General features: G+C 48.4%; 18 protein-coding genes and 2 pseudogenes. 15 read left to right on the top strand and 5 right to left on the bottom strand.

Translation table 11 applies throughout. The features are described 5' to 3' along the window. Window positions 1-46: 46 nt before the first annotated feature. Genes ACPAOP_RS16845 through ACPAOP_RS16855 form a run of 3 tightly spaced genes read right to left on the bottom strand, consistent with a single transcriptional unit; the run spans window position 47 to window position 1,662 of the window. Window positions 47-457, bottom strand: coding sequence for a Rap1a/Tai family immunity protein (locus ACPAOP_RS16845; RefSeq protein ID WP_423708787.1), 411 nt, complete (start codon window positions 455-457; stop codon window positions 47-49). After that, window positions 441-1,256 carry an abortive infection family protein gene (locus ACPAOP_RS16850; protein ID WP_423708788.1) on the bottom strand — a complete coding sequence of 272 codons (816 nt, stop codon included), beginning with the start codon at window positions 1,254-1,256 and terminating at the stop codon, window positions 441-443. Before ACPAOP_RS16850 ends, ACPAOP_RS16845 begins: the two co-directional genes overlap by 17 nt. A gap of 22 nt (window positions 1,257-1,278) precedes the next feature. Then, a complete protein-coding gene (locus tag ACPAOP_RS16855) occupies window positions 1,279-1,662 on the bottom strand; it encodes a type ISP restriction/modification enzyme (protein WP_423708789.1) in 384 nt (127 codons plus the stop codon). Window positions 1,663-1,698: 36 nt separating this feature from the next. Between ACPAOP_RS16855 and ACPAOP_RS16860 the strand changes: the two genes are divergently transcribed. Next, a protein-coding gene (locus ACPAOP_RS16860; RefSeq protein WP_423708790.1) for an IS3 family transposase occupies window positions 1,699-2,882 on the top strand; the annotation gives its coding sequence in 2 pieces (ribosomal slippage) (window positions 1,699-1,966 and window positions 1,966-2,882; 1,185 coding nt in all). A 6-nt stretch (window positions 2,883-2,888) separates the two neighbouring features. After that, window positions 2,889-3,104 (top strand): annotated as a pseudogene (locus tag ACPAOP_RS16865) (cupin domain-containing protein); the annotation flags it as partial. 166 nt (window positions 3,105-3,270) lie between these two features. Here ACPAOP_RS16865 and ACPAOP_RS16870 read toward each other — a convergent pair. Next, on the bottom strand, window positions 3,271-4,587 hold the full coding sequence (locus ACPAOP_RS16870; RefSeq protein WP_423680296.1) for an ATP-binding protein: 1,317 nt from the start codon (window positions 4,585-4,587) through the stop codon (window positions 3,271-3,273). 1,735 nt (window positions 4,588-6,322) lie between these two features. Between ACPAOP_RS16870 and ACPAOP_RS16875 the strand changes: the two genes are divergently transcribed. The 3 genes and pseudogenes from ACPAOP_RS16875 (at window position 6,323) to ACPAOP_RS16885 (ending at window position 7,436) form a co-directional block, all read left to right on the top strand. Beyond that, complete coding sequence (locus ACPAOP_RS16875) at window positions 6,323-6,730, top strand: hypothetical protein (protein ID WP_423708791.1); 408 nt, start codon at window positions 6,323-6,325, stop codon at window positions 6,728-6,730. Between the two features lie 154 nt (window positions 6,731-6,884). After that, window positions 6,885-7,211 (top strand): annotated as a pseudogene (locus ACPAOP_RS16880) (fasciclin domain-containing protein); the annotation flags it as partial. An 81-nt stretch (window positions 7,212-7,292) separates the two neighbouring features. Beyond that, complete coding sequence (locus ACPAOP_RS16885) at window positions 7,293-7,436, top strand: hypothetical protein (RefSeq protein WP_423710049.1); 144 nt, start codon at window positions 7,293-7,295, stop codon at window positions 7,434-7,436. Window positions 7,437-8,064: 628 nt separating this feature from the next. Here ACPAOP_RS16885 and ACPAOP_RS16890 read toward each other — a convergent pair. Beyond that, window positions 8,065-9,411 carry a sigma-54 interaction domain-containing protein gene (locus ACPAOP_RS16890; protein ID WP_423708792.1) on the bottom strand — a complete coding sequence of 449 codons (1,347 nt, stop codon included), beginning with the start codon at window positions 9,409-9,411 and terminating at the stop codon, window positions 8,065-8,067. Window positions 9,412-9,489: 78 nt separating this feature from the next. Between ACPAOP_RS16890 and cydP the strand changes: the two genes are divergently transcribed. The 10 genes from cydP to ACPAOP_RS16940 all read left to right on the top strand — a co-directional run bounded on the left by cydP (window position 9,490) and on the right by ACPAOP_RS16940 (window position 18,182). Next, entirely contained in the window at window positions 9,490-9,765 is a 276-nt protein-coding gene (gene cydP, locus ACPAOP_RS16895; RefSeq protein ID WP_423708793.1) for a cytochrome oxidase putative small subunit CydP, read from the top strand. Beyond that, window positions 9,762-11,330, top strand: coding sequence for a cytochrome ubiquinol oxidase subunit I (locus ACPAOP_RS16900; RefSeq protein ID WP_423679964.1), 1,569 nt, complete (start codon window positions 9,762-9,764; stop codon window positions 11,328-11,330). The genes cydP and ACPAOP_RS16900 overlap by 4 nt, the downstream gene beginning before the upstream one ends. 12 nt (window positions 11,331-11,342) lie before the next feature. Further along, on the top strand, window positions 11,343-12,479 hold the full coding sequence (gene cydB / locus ACPAOP_RS16905) for a cytochrome d ubiquinol oxidase subunit II (protein ID WP_423708794.1): 1,137 nt from the start codon (window positions 11,343-11,345) through the stop codon (window positions 12,477-12,479). A gap of 78 nt (window positions 12,480-12,557) precedes the next feature. Then, window positions 12,558-12,680 carry a cytochrome bd-I oxidase subunit CydX gene (gene cydX / locus ACPAOP_RS16910; RefSeq protein ID WP_423679966.1) on the top strand — a complete coding sequence of 41 codons (123 nt, stop codon included), beginning with the start codon at window positions 12,558-12,560 and terminating at the stop codon, window positions 12,678-12,680. Beyond that, window positions 12,677-12,964 (top strand): cyd operon YbgE family protein, encoded by a 288-nt coding sequence (locus ACPAOP_RS16915; protein WP_423708795.1) that lies wholly within the window; start codon window positions 12,677-12,679, stop codon window positions 12,962-12,964. The genes cydX and ACPAOP_RS16915 overlap by 4 nt, the downstream gene beginning before the upstream one ends. A gap of 5 nt (window positions 12,965-12,969) precedes the next feature. Beyond that, complete coding sequence (locus ACPAOP_RS16920) at window positions 12,970-13,575, top strand: hypothetical protein (RefSeq protein ID WP_423708796.1); 606 nt, start codon at window positions 12,970-12,972, stop codon at window positions 13,573-13,575. Window positions 13,576-13,703: 128 nt separating this feature from the next. Beyond that, window positions 13,704-14,093, top strand: coding sequence for a group II truncated hemoglobin (locus ACPAOP_RS16925; RefSeq protein WP_423679969.1), 390 nt, complete (start codon window positions 13,704-13,706; stop codon window positions 14,091-14,093). Between the two features lie 324 nt (window positions 14,094-14,417). Further along, entirely contained in the window at window positions 14,418-16,154 is a 1,737-nt protein-coding gene (locus tag ACPAOP_RS16930; RefSeq protein WP_423708797.1) for a type I restriction-modification system subunit M, read from the top strand. After that, window positions 16,147-17,586, top strand: a complete 1,440-nt coding sequence (locus ACPAOP_RS16935; protein ID WP_423708798.1) for a sterol desaturase family protein — start codon at window positions 16,147-16,149, stop codon at window positions 17,584-17,586. Before ACPAOP_RS16930 ends, ACPAOP_RS16935 begins: the two co-directional genes overlap by 8 nt. Beyond that, window positions 17,583-18,182 (top strand): hypothetical protein, encoded by a 600-nt coding sequence (locus ACPAOP_RS16940; protein ID WP_423680211.1) that lies wholly within the window; start codon window positions 17,583-17,585, stop codon window positions 18,180-18,182. Before ACPAOP_RS16935 ends, ACPAOP_RS16940 begins: the two co-directional genes overlap by 4 nt. Window positions 18,183-18,255 lie beyond the last annotated feature (73 nt).

The following is an 18,255-nucleotide window of genomic DNA, read 5'->3' on the forward strand; positions in this document are numbered from 1 at the left end:
GCTGTCAGGGAGGAAAACGCCGCTACGAGGCAGTCACCCCGGATTATCAGGGCGCAAACTTGGGCGGCTGGCCCGGCGTGCAGTTGTAGAGGACGGGCAGCAGCGGGCCGATGAGGCTCACGGCCGCCACCTTCATGTCGTCGGCGTCGGCCTTCTCCCTCAAGTACCACACCACCTTCTGCACCACGTCATTGCTGGTTGTGCCCTTCGGGATGCACACGCGGACACGGCTGATTTGCTCGTTCTGCAAGGCGCTGGCCACGCCCGTGATGAAGCCCTCGCAGTGGGCGCGATCCGTCTGGTGTTGGCTCGTGCACAGCTCGTAGAGCTGGCTGGTTTTCCAGAAGCTGGGGCCGACCATTGGCGGCTTGGCTGGGTCATCGGCGGCCATCGCAGGGCCTGCCAGCAGGCACGCCAGTACAGCGCTGGCCAGCACGCGGTCAGAAGGGCACTTCATCATCTTCCCAGCTCGCTTTCTTCGCCGCCTCGGCCTTCGTCTTGATCTTCAACTCAAGCGCCTTGATGAAGCGGATCGACGCCGCAACGTGGTTGAAGATCAGCAGGCTTTCCTCGTAGTTCAGGATGGGGTTGTCGTGCGCGAGGCTCTTGTTGTTGCGCACGTCATTGAAGGATTCCAGCACTGAGATGCTGGATTTCAGGATGCGCTCGGCCATCTGCGATTCAAGGTGGCCGCCTTCTCGCAGCGCCTTGACGTACTCGCCGAAGATGCTGTGAAGGGCCTTGTCCCGGTTCACCTCGATGCCATGCGGCTCGCAGGCGATGCGGATGAATTTGATGACGAAGGTGTGCAGGCGATCCAGCGCGCCCTCGGGCTGATTTTTCTCGATGGCTTCGCGGACGTGCTCTGCCACCACCTCGAAGTCGCGGTCATCAGAGTTGGCCGTCAGGGAGTCCAGCTCGGCCACCGGCTGGTCGGCGAGCAGGCGCTGCGCGATCACACGGCAAGCGTCGATCAGCTCATGGCTGCTATCACCCAAACAGCGCTCGTCGATGCCGTAGGCGATCAGGCCTTCCAGCACGCGGCCGACTGTGTGGTTCGGCGCGACGGCCCAGAAGGTGCGCATCCGCTTCGCCTTGGAGTCGCCGCCCGTGCGGTACTGGGCCGCGTCGATGTCGATGCGGTAGTCGATGAAGAATTCGCTGTAGGTGCGGTCGGAAAAGTTCAGCACGTAGCCGCTGCCCATGCCAAGCAGCTTTTCCAGCTTGCGCCCCTCGAACGCGGTTAGGTCGGACATTGTTCTTCTCTCCCTTCTGCCGTCACTGGATCGACGGCAGGCCTCCGACGATCTTGACCGTCTCCACGCTGACGCGGATCACGCGCTTGACCAGATTCAGGATGTACGCCGGATCGTTGTGCTCGCGGCACCATTCGTTCGGGTCGTTCTTGATGCCGCTGTCTTTGTCGGTGTAAGGCTCGTAGCGCTCCATCACCCACTCAAGCGCGCTCTTGCCGTTGACCACGTATTCGTGCGTCTCTGGCGGGATGTTCTTGAGGGTGATGCGGCCGTTGAAGATCAGCACGCTCTTGTCTTTCTCCCGGCCACCTGCCGAGGCAAAGCGCATCTTCTCAACTCGGTAGTACGCGAAGTCGTTGAGATCACCCTTTTCCTTGATCTGTAGTGGTCTAATAAAAACGGACACCAAGATAGGTGGATAATTCACCTATCGAGGGAAGAAATGACAAAGCAAAGAAGAACATTTGACACCAATTTTAAACTGCAAGTTGTCCGCATGATTCATGATCAAGGTTTGAGCGTATCGCAAGTCTGCAAAGATATGAACTTAGGCGAGACCGCTGTACGTCGCTGGCTCAGCCAGGTGCGTGCGGAACAACGCGGACTGCCTGGAGTTGGTAAGCCACTCACAGCCGAGCAGATCCGCATCCGCGATTTAGAAGCCCCAAACCGCCAGCTGCACATGGATGTCGATATTTTAAAAAAAGCCTCGGCCTTCTTTGCCCGGGAACTGAAATGAACTACCGGCTGGTTCAACAGTTGCAAAAGGAGGCCATACCAGTGCTGCAGGCATGTCGCGTATTGGCCGTTTCCCGTTCAGGATTCTATGCAGCGCAACAACGGCAGAAACGTCCGGCAACGGTCTGCAGCATCGGCGTTCATTTGCAAGCGAGTTTTACTGCCAGCGGCAGTACTTATGGCAGCCGGCGCCTGCAAACCAGCCTGAGACACCAAGGCTGGCAAGTGGGACGTTATCGTGTGCGCAGCTTGATGAATCAACATAACATCACGCCGGTATGGAAGCGGAAATTGATCCACACGACTGACAGCAAACATGATTTACCTGTTGCCGAGAATATTCTGAACCGACAATTTGAACCGGCGCAGCCAAATGCTGCCTGGGTAGCAGATATGACCTATATCCGCACGCGCAGTGGCTGGCTGTATCTGGCAGCGGTGCTGGATTTGTATTCCCGCAAAATCGTTGGTTGGGCAATGGCTCCCAACATGAAGGCAGAGCTGGTGTGTGCGGCGTTGCAAATGGCGATGATGCAACGCAAACCAGCCAAGGGCATGATTGTCCATTCGGATAGGGGTAGTCAATATGCCAGTGAAGCCTATCAACAACTGCTGGCAAAAAATGGCTTACGTTGCAGCATGAGCCGCAAGGGAAACTGTTGGGACAATGCGGTGATGGAGCGTTTCTTTTTGAACCTGAAAATGGAGCGTGTATGGCGTCAGGACTATGCCAATCACGCTGAGGCGACGAAGGATATTGCAGACTATATCGTTGTCTTCTACAACAACGTCCGATTGCACTCCACATTGGGAAATCTGCCTCCCAATACTTATGAACAAAAAATGGCAGATCAAAAACAACCTATCTTGGTGTCTGAAAATACTTGACCACTACAGTGTGAAGGAGAGCCGATTGTCGAGATCCGGGCGGGAGACGTGATATGGTGTCCGCCGGGTCATAAGCATTGGCACGGTGCCACACCGACCACTGCAATGACGCATATCGCAGTTCAGGAGGCGCTTGACGGAAAGAACGTGAACTGGATGGAAAAGGTCACAGATACAGAATACTTTGCAGGCTCTTCCGCACTAGAACAGAACGTTAAATAATTTTTCCCAATCCATCATAGTCGCCGATACGACTTTGAAAGACGCTAACCTGCAAAAGGTATCTGTTTGATCGCTTCAGCTTTAAGCTCATCGATAAATCGATTTTTTCTCATGCTTGCCTAGTGATTTAGGGACAAATGGTCAACAACGATACCTAGTTCTTGCATCATGACCATCGAGCTGGTAAATATTGTGCGTAATAAAGCGGCATCACGATATGAGTTTTCTCGATTTCTGTAGAGCCCTGCGTACCAGTGAGCTTAATGGTTTTATGTGGTTTGCATTTTTCAACATATGATTGCAGCGACTTTGCACGCGTGCGTTTGCCGCTTTTAACTTCAACCGGAATGATTTGGCCTTGATCATTGGTGACAATGAATTCAATTTCTGCACGTGCGTCATTCCATGAAAAACTAGGTTCTATGCCTATTGCGGCCAATTCTTGTTGGACGAAATTTTCAGCAATGTAACCTTTATATTCGAATGCTTGTTGTTTGATTTCGAGATAGCCGACACCAAGCATATTGTTGAGTAGACCGATGTCAAACATGAAGAGTTTAACTTTGTTTTCTTCTTGGTAAGCGGCCAGCGGTGTTCTCGGCATTCCTTCTATCGGGTGATTCTTCAATGCGAGGCGACATCTGTGCAGCCAATTGATCGCTGTTTCAAATTCGCCGTAGCGTGATTTTTTTCCATAGACACCTTTGAATTTGAAACGATTAACAGACTCATCGACGACCGCGGACAATTGCGCGGGAATTTGATTGAAGACGGCTTCAATCAATTGAGCGTCGCCTTTGTTTGAATACTTCCCAAAATCGCGACGGTACCCTTCTACTAAATTCTGGTGAATATGGGTAACGTTTGATATACGTTCGAGTATGCTTGCAACTGGGTTCGCAAACCATGCGGCTACCGCCTCAGGCAGTCCACCAGTGAAATAGTAATCGGTAAGCTTATCTAATAATATGCTGTGTGCTGCGGGGCTATTAACTTGTTTTTCGAAAGCCTTGATCAGCGCGGGCTCATTTGAAGCAAGTAGAAATTCGTAAAACGTCAGTGGACGCAAATTATATTGCTCGACTTTGCCAACGGGAAAAGAATTGAGTAATCCGATATTAGAACCACTCGCAGCAATGTAATAGTCTGGAGTTTTTTCCGCAAAATATTTTAAGGATGAAATCGCACGTTCACACTCACCAATTTCGTCGAGTATTAATAAATCGGTAGCTGGATTAAAAACTTGCCCAGTGAGCAATTCAATATTTGACAGAATATCGTTTGGCGCTAGTGATCCCGCAAATGCTTGGGCAAGATCAGGGCGTTCCAGAAAATCGAGATGAAGCGTGCGAGTAAATTCCTGTCCGAATAATTGTTTCAGCAGATACGTTTTTCCGGTTTGACGCGCCCCATCAATCAGCAACGGCTTGCGTTGCTGCTGCGATTTCCAATTGATTAGCTTGTCAAGTAATTGTCGTTTCAATTACGTCCCCTCAGAATATGGCAATAACAGCGGTGTTGTCATATTTTTACAGTCATATTTTAAATCTGATTATACTTAATTTTTCATTTTTATGCGCGTAACAATGGTATTTTATACATTTTTACGCGCATAAAAATGCATTTCATTTCTCTTATATGCGCGTAAAAATGATGGTTATTGTGTTCAAGAGTAACCGATTGCACTACTGGCATCATTCAAATTTGAATGACTAATCGACAGTATAGTCATAGAGCCAGTCAGTTATTTCACCTTCACTTCAGTTATAAATCGCTCCCGAAAGAACTTGTCTACCTATTATGGTTAGGCGAATTTCATACTCTTTGCAAATGAGTTCTTGAAATATTCCTAGGGGGCCATTAACAATCAAGCACCCTAGATGTAAGCGCAAACGAAGTGAAGGAAAGACAAGTAGTTAACCTGCAAAAGATACCATTTAAGAATCCACTTCAGATGCCGATAGTCGGCTACCGCATCCATTAGATTCCCTATCGCGCAGAATGCGAACACTGTGTCATTGATGCCATCGGAGCCGACTAAAGGTTGATCGATACCGCAGCCTCTTATATGAACGAAGAGGCCGTCGGCAATGCGTGACGTTCCGCAAGGAGAAATGACAGTGCGGTATATGTTAGGTCAACTGGTGATCCACCTGAAAAAGTGCCATGCTGTTTTCCACATTTCAATGTTGTTCTTTTGACCAAGTGTTACTGTATTACTTAATTTTTGACAAGTAACGGTTGTCAGTCGGCCTTAGGCAATCCAGGTTTCTTTAGCGAAAAAGTTGGCACAATGAAAGCGGCTGGTCACTTCCAGTGTAGTGATTACACTTTTACAACGGCGCTTAGAATCTACTAACAAATTCCCATCAGGAGGGAGCTCGCAGCTTATTGGCTGGCGCAGCTACAACCTAGATTTTCCATTGTTGGCGTTCTTTAATTTTGCACTGCTGTAAATCCATTTGGCATTTTTTGCAGGTATGCCGACCTGAGTGGGTTGTACATACCCCTAAACTGACGTGGCAGTTCGAAGAAGCATGCAGGACTTGACGAATGGCAGTTTGTCGGCGCGCTCGATTGCGGCTGACTTCCCTGACATTTGGCCTTTGGGCCATGAGTAGTCCTGAAATGTAGGTGATTTGAGAGTGAGGAGTGTCTTCAAACGGTGTGTTTCAAATTTTCAGAATAACTGAATAAACTTGAAAACACTGTCCAAAGCCAGTATTTATCACTGTCTTCAGTTCCTCACTCTGGCTTACTCTATCTCACTGATTTTTTTTAAAAAAATCACATCCAATTTGGAAGTGAAGACAGAGCAAAGCTAGAGCTGGATTAAATGAGGCGTTAGAGCCTGAACGATGTGAGTTTCCCCACGAGAATTTGGTGCTGTGAGAGGAATGATAGGAAATTTTTTCATCTTTGTCATCATAAATTTGACGAAAATAATGGTCTAATTTAATCCGATCAATTACTGGATAAGGAAGTCGTACTTAAGTCCTACTGAAGTACGACTTAAGGCTTTCTGATGATTTTTAGATGGAAATATCCGGCACTTTTTATTCAAGTCGTACTAATGTCGTATTTAAGTATGACATTAGTACGACTTAGGTTTTTGGCGTCAAAATGACTATCTGATTAAAGTTTAAAGGAAGAACATGCTCGTTTTTCTTGACACCGAGTTCACCGATTTTCTTGATCCGAGATTAATCAGCATTGGCATGATCGCAGATACAGGTGAGATATTTTATGCAGAAGTGCCGTTTCCCGATGCGGCATGCAGCGCTTTTGTGCGGGAGGCGGTCATTCCGCTATTGAAGCAGTATCCTCACGCTTATTGCCCGTTTACAGAAATTGGAACGCGTATCACTGCATGGTTGGAAATCATTAAGCGCAGCGATGAAAATATTGAGATTTGCATAGACTACCAAACAGATTGGGATTTGTTAGCTGATGCGTTAGAAAATCGGGTACCACCCTGGTGCAAGCCGCGCCATGTCGGCCGCAATATAAATGAGTTGCTGCGCTATTCATTCCACAAAAACAATAATTTGCCGCAGCATCATGCGCTCCACGATGCGCAAGCAAATCGCTACGCATTTCAGGAAAGCCCCCTGTCACAACCTTAAAGGAAAGCTGTGTAGCAGTCTAATAAAAACGGATACCAAGATAGACTGATAATTCATCTATCAAATTACATCATAGAAAAATAATTGAAACCGATTTGATTATTCCTCCGTAGAACTTGATGCGATATCGCACTTATCTTAAAAGGAAATGATCATGCGCAAATTTAACTACGCTCTTGTCTTCACCGCAGCCATAGCTGCAACTTCTATCGTTAGTGCTGCTGATGTCATGGTAGGAGGCCAAAGCATGTTGCCATCCAAAGACATCGTTGATAACGCCGTCAATTCTTCTGACCACACAACACTGGTTGCCGCAGTCAAGGCTGCAGATTTAGTAGATACGCTGAAAAGCAAAGGTCCGTTCACTGTATTTGCACCAACCAACGCCGCATTTGCCAAGTTGCCAGCTGGTACGGTAGAAACTCTAGTCAAACCAGAAAACAAGGCAACACTGACCAAGATACTGACGTATCACGTCGTACGTAAGCGCCTCACTTAAGCCGTCTTGCAAGCTGTTTATTTTTTGGTTGTGTCGCAATAAGCGGATCTGGTAAAGTTTGGTATGGACGATTTTCGCAAAAGCCTCATCAAAAGTACCCTCTGCAAGGTTCTTAAACGACTGCATTATCCGTTGCGCACTTGGAAGCTGGCGGCCAATCAGTTTGCCATCATGTTTGGCGAACGCTTCACCAACGCGATTAACTAAAACCCGGCCCCGCACACACAGAATTTCTTACACGTCCTTTTGCAGCGATGGCAGCCAATACAGATCGCGCAACGATAATTAACATTGTTCGACGATTTCGATCCCCTGTTTCATGGAAGAGAATATATGTGACGTCAGTCACCCCCACGCGAGTCAAGTCCAGTATTCGTTATGACACCCCTACTGCAAGAATGACTGGCATCTTCGATGAACTACAAAAGAGCCAACTCAACAAAATTCACAATTAAGTGAGTTTCGGCATTTAGCGTAATGTCGAAGTTCAGATAACTCTGAATTTTTATGGATTTCGTTCAGCTACCTTTGAGTTTTTCTAATAGGACAAACACAGGACTAAATTTCGGTAAAACATCTTTGGGTGTCATTTGTGTCGTAATTCAATGCAGCAAGCGCACGACTTAGTTCTAACTTCCGAACTCCTTTTACATGTTAGGTTTCATCAAGAACCATCGCTATTTGTGGATCATTTTGGCGGGATGGTTACAGTGAAGTTCATTCAATTTAAGAAAATCACACATCGCTTCAAGTGTAGTAGTCGCGATCTGATCTGATAGTCACCCAGTTTGAAGTACGGAATTGTCAGATCAAATCGAAACTAATACAGTTGAGTTCATAGGTATCCGAAGGTGCGTAATTTTCGATAGAGTGACCGTTCGCTAATACCGAGTTTCTCCGCTAACTGCGAACGAGTTCCACGATGAGCTTGTAATTGCATCCGGAATGCTTCTTCCTCAATTTGAAGTAATGATCGCCCTTGGCTGCGTTCCAAAAACGGAAGACTATTTGTGCCATCACTTTTTTTTGTACTTGCAAGAGTTCCAGTCCTCAGGATAGAGCCGAGTGCTTGCTCTATGTGTTCTTTCTCAATCACTGTTCCATCGCATAGTAGTGTTGAACGTTCCAGAACATTGCGTAGTTCTCGGACATTGCCTGGAAACGTATGATCTTGAAGTGCGTCCAGGGCTTCTTTCGATATGGTTAAATTTCGCTTAGGGGCAAGCTTGGAGAGAAGCGAGTGTGAGATTAATGGAATGTCATCTAAGCGCTCACGCAAAGAGGGTAGGTGAATCGGAAAAGTGCTCAGTCGGAAATAGAGATCCTCACGAAAACTCTTTTCTTTAACCATTGCCTGTAAATCTCGGTGAGTAGCCGAAATAATACGCACATCTGAACGCCTTAACTGGGTACTGCCAACACGTCGATATGTTCCGTTTTCAAGCAAGCGCAGCAGTTTGACTTGCATGGGCAAAGGTATATCGCCCACTTCATCCAGAAATAACGTGCCGCCACTCGCTGCTTCCACTAAGCCTGCTTTGCTGGAACTTGCTCCTGTAAAGGCGCCTCGTTCATGGCCAAAAAGTTCACTTTCAAACAGAGTATCCGTCAGGCTGGCACACTCCACCACAACCAGCGGCGAGTGCGCGCGCGAACTTGATTCGTGAACTGCGTACGCGACCAACTCTTTTCCTGTACCCGATTCTCCTAATAACAGCACATTTGCCTCCGATGGTCCGACACGGGCAACCAGTTCTAACATTCGCCTAAAAGCAGGCGCACGACCAATCAGTTTTTGTGCCGCCGGTTGCCCTTTGGCCATGGGTAATGGCTCCATCTTCTCAACAAAATAAGCTTGTTCCCCTTTTTCATTGAGCAGCGGTATCAGTTCGATATTGATGTATTCCTCACCCTTAGGTGTATGGTGTAAATGCAAAATCCGTTCTCGTTGTCCAGATTTACTCGCGAGCGCTAATGGGCAGCTCTCTCCCGACTGGTCACAAGGGGCATTAAAGTGATGTGATACTTCATAGCATGTCCTGCCGATAACGGAGCCTTGTGGGCTGAATTGGCGTCGGTATGCAGCGTTGGCGGCAATAATCCGGTATTGGCGATCAAACAGAATGTGGGGCTCGGTCAGCCCTTCAAGATAAGAGCTTAACTCTGGCAATGGGCTGGACATGATATCTCTGTAAGTAAAGGTGATGAGTCACTGCCATTATGACATACGCTGCCATAATGGCAGTAATTGAGTGTCATTGTGGCAGTATTCATTTTGCGACTATTACTTAACATACTGATTTTAATAGTATTTATTCATATTCTTGATATGGCACAGAATCTGCATAGTAAGGTAACCATGATATCTAGTGAACGACGCCTTCTTTTACATTTAGCGATCGCCATAGCGGTCAAGCTTGTATTGCTGATTGGCTTATGGTTTGTTTTTGTCCGAGATAATCGTGTTGTTGTAGATAGTGAAAAAATAGCCCAAAAATTAAGCGGGACAGCACCTTCACAAGGAGTACCAAAGTGATTTCAGAGCAATTAGTTGATTTATCCCGGTTGCAATTCGCTGCAACCGCTTTATACCATTTTCTATTCGTACCACTCACCATTGGCATGGTGTGGCTACTGCTGATAATGGAGAGCGTCTATGTCATGACGGGAAATATTATCTGGAAAGATATGACTCGATTTTGGGGCAAATTATTTGGGATTAACTTTGCTCTTGGCGTAACAACAGGCATTACCCTGGAATTTCAATTTGGTACCAATTGGGCTTATTACTCTCACTACGTAGGCGATATCTTTGGCGCACCGCTTGCCATCGAAGGCTTAATGGCATTTTTTCTGGAGTCGACCTTTATTGGTTTATTTTTCTTTGGATGGGATCGCTTGAGTAAACCTAAGCATTTGCTGGTGACTGCACTTATGGCAATTGGCACCAATCTCTCTGCTCTTTGGATATTGATTGCAAATGGATGGATGCAAAATCCTGTCGGTGCCGAATTCAACTATCAAACTATGCGAATGGAAATGGTCGATTTTTGGGCGATTGTTTTCAATCCCGATGCTCAGGCAAAATTTGTCCATACGGTCTCAGCTGGATATGTTACCGGAGCTATGTTTGTCCTGTCGATTTCCAGCTGGTATCTATTGAAAGGCCGGGATATTGAATTTGCCAAGCGAAGTTTTCGCGTTGCGGCAGCTTTCGGTTTGGCTTCAGTTCTCAGCGTCATTGTTTTGGGTGATGAGTCCGGCTATACCGTTGGTGAAGCGCAAAAAACGAAGATGGCGGCGATTGAAGCAATGTGGGAAACCAAACCAGCTCCCGCTGGGCTGACGCTGGTCGCCAAGATTAATGAAAAAGAAGCAAAGAATGATTGGGAAATTGAGATCCCGTGGGTAATGGGATTGATAGGCACCCGTTCAATCAGTAAAGAGATTCCGGGTATTCACGAAATTAAGGCCAAGAATCGCGAAAGAATTATTCAAGGTATCGTCGCAGTAAATGCCCTCGATGCGCTACGAAAAAACAGACAGGATGCAGTCGCGCTTCAGGTTTTCGATCAACATAAACTGGATCTGGGCTTTGGGTTGCTGCTAAAAAAATACGTCGTGGATGTGAACCAGGCGACACCGGAAATTATAGAAAAAGCGGTCAACGATACCGTACCTAAAGTGACTCCCATGTTCTGGGGATTCAGAATTATGGTCGGGTTAGGTTTCGCAATGCTTTTATTGTTTTTAATCGCATTCTGGAGCACATTAAAAACGAAAGCTCAACATAACCCTATATTGCTGAAGACGGCCTTATTCATGCTTCCAGCCCCCTGGATTGCATGTGAATTGGGTTGGTTTGTTGCAGAGTATGGTCGGCAACCTTGGACCATCTATGGCGTACTGCCAACGCACATGAGTGTTTCAACACTGAGTGTCAACAGCTTATACGGCTCTCTCGCTGGCTTCATCGGCTTTTACACAGTGCTGCTCATTATTGAAATGTATCTGATGGTGAAGTTTGCCCGGCAAGGCCCCGGCAGTCTTGGTGTTGGTCGCTACGATCACGAAGCACACCACACATCAGCGCACGCTTAAAAGGAGATTATTGTGTTGGATTATCCTACTCTTAAAATTATCTGGTGGTTGTTGGTTGGAGTGCTATTGATCGGTTTCGCGATCATGGATGGGCACGATATGGGCGTTGGTACTCTGTTGCCATTTGTCGGGAAAAATGACATTGAGCGAAGGGTTGTCATCAATACTGTCGGGCCGCACTGGGATGGAAATCAGGTGTGGTTTATTACAGGTGGCGGTGCAATTTTTGCCGCATGGCCATTAGTCTATGCAACCGCTTTCAGTGGTTTTTATTGGGCGATGCTGGTGGTGTTGTGGGCACTATTTTTCAGGCCTGTCGGTTTTGACTACCGCAGTAAAATTCACAACCTAACCTGGCGTAAGACGTGGGATTGGGGACTGTTTGTGGGTGGTGCAGTTCCACCAGTGATTTTTGGTGTTGCGTTCGGCAACTTATTGCAAGGCGTTCCATTTCAATTTAATAATTATTTAATTTCAACGTACACGGGTAGTTTTTGGCAACTACTCAACCCTTTTGCGTTATTAGCTGGGGTAGTGAGTAGCGCGATGATCACCATGCACGGTGGCACTTACCTTGCTCATAGAACAGAAGGCGTCATTCAAACACGAGCAATCAGGGGTGCAAGTATCGCTGCACTGATTTTGGTCATCACTTTCGTTGCAGCAGGATTTTGGTTGCAACATATTGACGGCTTCCGTATTACTTCTGCTGTCAATTCTGCATCACTTCCTGATCCGCTTAATAAAACGGTCATTCGTGAAGCTGGAGCGTGGATGTTGAATTATCAACGTCAGCCACTTCTCTGGATACTCCCGGCATTGGGCATTGCTTGTCCTATGGTTGCTGTCGCATTAATGAAAATGCGTTACACCTTATCTGCTTTTGTTGTGTCATCGTTGTCACTGATCGGTGTCATTGGAACTGCTGGTGCCTCAATGTTTCCATTCATTATGCCTTCTTCAACAATGCCTTCGGCAAGTCTGACTATCTGGGATAGTGCCTCCAGCCATTTGTCTCTTGGGATTATGTTTTGGGCGACATTGATTTTTATGCCGTTAATTGTGCTGTACACGTCATGGGCCTATCGCGTCATGCGAGGCAAGGTAACCACGACACAAATTGAAGCAAATGAACATTCTGCGTATTAACAGGGATTAACGAGGTAAGACACTCGTCAGCGATGGTCAGACATTCATCGTGTTTAATGAAACTACGAAGGAAATCATATGTGGTATTTCGCTTGGGTATTAGGAGTTGGTTTTGCGGTATTGCTTGCAATCCTCAACGCAATGTGGGGTGAAAATGAAGAGGCGAGAAGTAATACTGCTGCAGATCGGATAAGTAAATGACTCCCGATTTGCGACCATCTGAACAGTCTTTTAGAACTCATTGGCTGAGTTTGTTCGTCGGACTATTCATCATGCTCACTGGCACGTTTTACCCCCCGTTACTCACAAACCGTAGCGGGGAAGTCGACCATACACTACTCATGCTGTTTTTTTGGTCAATGAGTGCGGGCTTCGTTAATGGGGTGGGGTTTATTCCTCGATTTCCCATTCTCAAAATGCTGTTTTCCGGATGGGCGTGTTTGGGGGCTCTGGCGGCAAGTGTATTGATAAAATTTTCTTATTGAACATCATGTATTTTCGTATGCTCTTCAATGAAGCGGGGTGCACTACAAGTTACCTGCTTGCTGACATGCAGTCCGGGGAGGCGGTCCTTATTGACCCGAGAAGTACAGATATTCCTGTATTTAATGCGATTCTCAATGAGCACCGCTTGCGATTGAAATGGGTATTACGTACCCATGAACACGATCTTCTGATACCAGGAGAATCTGAGGCGTTAGATGCCTTGAACGCACCGCGCATACAACATCAGATACCTGAATATATGGGTGGGCGGATACTACTAGGAAATGAACATCTGCAGATCATAGCAACGCCGGGGCATACAGAAAATTGTCTGAGCTTTCTTTGGCAGGATCGTTTTTTTTGTGGAGATTTACTTAACGTGGATGCTTGCCCTTATCAGCCACGTCCCGCTTTGCCGGAAGCACTCTGGGATAGCGTGACACGTAAGGTATTCACTTTGCCAGTTGAAACACTTTTGTTCAGTAGTCACGCCTATCAGGCTAGGTCAGTCAGTAATGTTCTTGAGCAAAGACGTTGGCATCCTTGGTTTGCGGATGCAAGTCGTGACGATTTCCTATCTCGCCTGCTGCCTCCCAGTACATCTCTGTAATTCATTGATTCGTTAAACAAAGGCACGCTGGTGTGGCGGACACAAAACTATAACGTCGTTCTTCCATCGATGCGTATATTCCATTGGTTAAAGCGCGCGTTTGAACTCCTTTACCTGAGAAAATATAAATGAATACAGGCACAACCTTAACGCCATATGATTTATTAGGCGGCGAAGTCGCAATAAGAAAACTTGTCAAACGTTTCTACGAACTAATGGATGAGTTACCCGAAGCTTACAAAGTACGCAGCATCCATCCCGAAAGTCTGAAAGGCAGCGAGCAAAGTTTATTTGAATTTCTATCTGGCTGGTTCGGGGGGCCGCCTCTTTATATAGAGAAAAACGGTCACCCCCGCTTACGTATGCGACATGCTGCTTATTCGGTAGGACAAGTTGAACGTGACGAATGGATGTTGTGTATGGCACAAGCGTTAACAGAGCAAGTGGAAGATAAATCATTGCGGGATAGTTTGATCAACACGTTTGCACAAATGGCCGATCATTTGATTAATGCTTAATCTGTAACCCTCCCGTAAAATCAAGCCACGCATAAGCAGAGTTCTTGCGGCAAATTGAGATGCCGAAGGAGAATAGCAATGCGCAAGAGCAGATTGACAGAAATACAGATCATCGGAATATTGAAAGCCGTCGAATGCCTGCTTGCGGGTCTTCTGGTTCATTCCTGCCATCAGATCTGGTTGTGCATTGAGCTTTCCGTGATGGCAATGAGCGTAATTAATTGAATTGTACGTCTCCACAGAAAGAGGCAGCCATATCACTTGCCAGTATGTTTGATAGTCCTTATCCTTTGTCTCCTGGATAATAAATAAGGCAACACCAGCATGTCTCAAACACTCACCCCAAAACTCACTCTGCAACAACTAGAATCCTACTTATGGACCGCGGCCGACATCTTGCGCGGCAATATGGATGCCTCTGAGTACAAAGACTATATCTTCGGCATGATGTTCTTAAAGCGTCTGTCTGATAGCTTTGAAGAAGAACAAGAGCGCGTGATTGCGCATTACATTGGCATTGGCAAAACACAAGCGCAGGCGGAAGCCTTGGCGCAAGATGAAGACGAATACCACGATACTTTCTTCGTGCCAGAGAAAGCGCGTTGGAATGTCTTGAAAGATCTCAAGCACGATATCGGTGCCGAGCTGAATAAAGCCACCGAAGCCATTGAGGAACACAACACAAGTTTAGAAGGCGTGTTGGTGTCGATTGACTTCAACATCAAGAACAAGCTCTCCGACAAAAAGCTCGCCGACTTGCTCTCGCACTTTTCCAAATATCGTTTGCGTAATGCAGATTTTGAATCGAGTGATTTGCTCGGCACCGCTTACGAATACCTGATCAAAATGTTTGCCGACTCTGCCGGTAAAAAAGGTGGTGAGTTCTATACGCCGAGTGAAGTCGTGAAGTTGCTGGTGGCTTTGTTACAGCCCCATGCAGGTATGCGTATCTACGACCCCACCGTGGGTTCGGGCGGTATGTTGGTGCAAACGCGTAACTATCTCGTTGCGCATGGTGAGAACCCCGCCAACTTGTCTTTGTTCGGGCAAGAGATGAATCTGAACACCTGGGCGATCTGTAAGATGAATATGTTCTTGCATGGCGTCTTCAATGCCGATATTCGCAAAGGCGACACGATACGCGAACCGCAGCATGTGCAGAACGGCGAACTCATGCGCTTTGACCGCGTCATCGCTAATCCCCCATTCAGCCTTGCCGCTTGGGGTAAAGATAGCGCTGATAACGATGGCTATGGCCGCTTCCCTTATGGCACGCCACCAAAAGATTCTGGTGATCTGGCCTTTGTACAGCACATGATTGCTTCGCTCAATAACGAAGGCATGGCCGGTGTGGTGATGCCGCATGGCGTCTTGTTCCGAGGGTCTAGTGAAAAAGAAATCCGTAAAGGCATACTCAAAGACGATTTGCTCGAAGCAGTAATCGGCTTACCCGCAGCCCTGTTTTACGGCACCGGTATTCCTGCCAGTATTCTCATCATTAATAAAAACAAGCCTGCACAACGCCAAGGTAAAGTGCTATTCATTAATGCTGAACTCGACTACCAAGAAGGCAAAAACCAAAACAGCCTGCGTGAAGAAGACATCGCCAAAATCGTCGCGACTTTTAACAACTATGCCGATGTTAAACGCTATGCCAAAGTGGTTAGCCTAGAAGAGATCGCAGAGAACGATTACAACCTCAATATCCGGCGCTATGCCGACACTTCACCACCACCAGAAATCTATGACGTGCGCGCCTTACTGCACGGCGGTGTGCCAGTCCGTGAAGTGATGGACGATTATATCCAAGAAGAAATCCTACAAGGCTTTGATCTCAGTGCGGTGTTGGTACAAAGAGATGCCGACTATTTTGATTGGAACCCATCGATAGAAAGCAAGGAAGCACTGCGTCAATTGCTACCTGCCGACAAGCCAACGGTGATCGCGCAGTTTGAGCGCTGGTGGGATAAGTATCGCGTATCTTTACATGAACTCGATGCGCAAGTGGCACAAGCGGAAGCGGCAATGAGGACTTATTTGGTGGAGTTGGGGTATGAGTGATCGAGTCCCTAAGTCTTGGTCTGTAGAAACCTTGGGTGCTCTTTGTAAATTTACTGGAGGAAGTGCGTTCAAAGAAATCTATCAAGGAAAAAGCCATGGTGATTACCCGTTCATAAAGGTAAGTGATATGAACTTGGAAGGAAACCAGAAATTCATTACTTATGCGAATAACTGGATAGATCAAGAAACTCGAGCCTGTAAGAATTTCTGTGTGAACCGGGGTCATGAAATAATACCGAAAGGGATTTGCCATGACCGATACGATGACCACGAAAAAACCTCGCAAAAAGAAAGAACCATCCAACGGATAATGCAGTCGTTTAAGAACCTTGCAGAGGGTACTTTTGATGAGGCTTTTGCGAAAATCGTCCATACCAAACTTTACCAGATCCGCTTATTGCGACACAACCCCGAATGGTCCATGAGCAGTATTCCGCTGTGGATTCTGGCCCTGGTGCTGTACGACCTGTGTTACTACTGGGCGCACCGCATGGGCCACGAGGTCAATGTCATGTGGGCCTCGCATGTGGTGCACCACTCCTCGGAGTACTACAACCTGTCTACCGCACTGCGGCAGACTTCCACCGGTGCGTTGTTCGGCTGGGTGTTTTACCTGCCGCTGGCGGTTCTGGGCATCCCGTGGCAGATGTTGGTTGTCGTGGGCCTGATCGACCTGCTGTACCAGTACTGGGTACACACCGAGTTGATCGGCCGCATGGGCGTACTGGACCGCATCTTCGTGACACCCAGCAACCACCGCGTGCACCACGGCCAGAACGACTACTGTATCGACAAGAACTACGGCGGCATCCTGGTCCTGTGGGACCGCCTGTTTGGTACCTTTGCCGAAGAGCGCGATGACGAAAAGATTTGCTACGGCATCCGCAAGCCGTTGCACAGTTTCAGCCCGATCAAGGGCAATCTGCACTACTACGCCGACCTGTGGGAAATGTCCCGCGCGGCGAAGGGCTGGCGTGCCAAGTTGGGTGTCTGGGTGGCGCCACCGGGCGGCTGGACCGACGAACCCATCGAACATTTCGAGCCCCGCACCTTTACCCGCTTTGATGTGCAAACCCCCGCGCCGCTGCGTTGGTACGTGGCGCTGCAGTGCGCGGTGCTGGTGCCTTTTGTTTCGCATTTCATCGGTGTGGCCAAGGGTCTGGACAGAGGCACGGCCGCGGTGTACGCGCTGGGCATTCTGGTCACGGCGGTGGCGCTGGGGGCGCTGCTTGAGCGTTTTGTCTGGGGCAAGTGGCTGGAGCAGGTGCGTCTGCTGGCGCTGGGTGTGTCGTTCGCCGCCGTGCCGCAGTGGTTTGGCTTTGAGGCGCCGCTGCTGCTCAAGGGTGCATTGCTGGTGTTGTGTGTGGGCAGTGTGGTCTGGCTGAATCGCCAGTCCGTCGCCCCTGCCAACGCGGTGGGAGTGGCAGCATGAACCCGGACGCCTTGTCGGATCTGGTGCTGCTGCTGGTGTGTGCTGCCATCCTGTGGTTTCATCTGCGCCAGCGGCCTGCTGTGGCAGTGGCTGCCGGCCTGATCGGTTTGGCGGCCTGCCTGGGTGTGCTGCGGTATTCGGGCTGGGCCGAGATGCTGGGGCCACACCGTTTCACCAGCCTGCTGGCCGCCTGTGCTGCGTTTCCGTTGCTTGCATCAGGCCTGCGCTGGCCGGATGCGCCGCTGGCCACACGTGGCGCGGCGGTCGGGCGTTTTGTGCTGGTCGTGGGGGGCGTCGGCATCGTGCTGACGCTGGCCGGTCTGGCGCTCTGGTCGCAGGTGGTGCCGGGCGTGTGTGCGCTGGTGATTGCCTGGACGGCGGTGCAGCAGCGCAATACCTGGGGCTTGGCGGGCACGCTGGCTTTGCTGGGCAGCTTTGTGGTGGCGGCTACTGGCAAGGCCGACAGCAACTACCTGGGCTTGTTCAACACCGTGCAATTGATGCACTACACCCTGGCGCTGGCCTTGGCGCTGCTCGGCATGGCGGCGGAAGTGGCGCATGGCAGCTGCACGGATGTGCCGCCTGCGCGCAAGTAAGTCCGCAGCCAAGCTACCCTGACAAGGCCCGAACTGGCGACGGTTCGGGCCTTGTGCTTTGCGTACCCAAACA

The sequence above is a fragment of the Undibacterium sp. WLX3042 genome (assembly GCF_049544825.1).
In the GTDB taxonomy this organism is placed as follows: domain Bacteria; phylum Pseudomonadota; class Gammaproteobacteria; order Burkholderiales; family Burkholderiaceae_D; genus Undibacterium.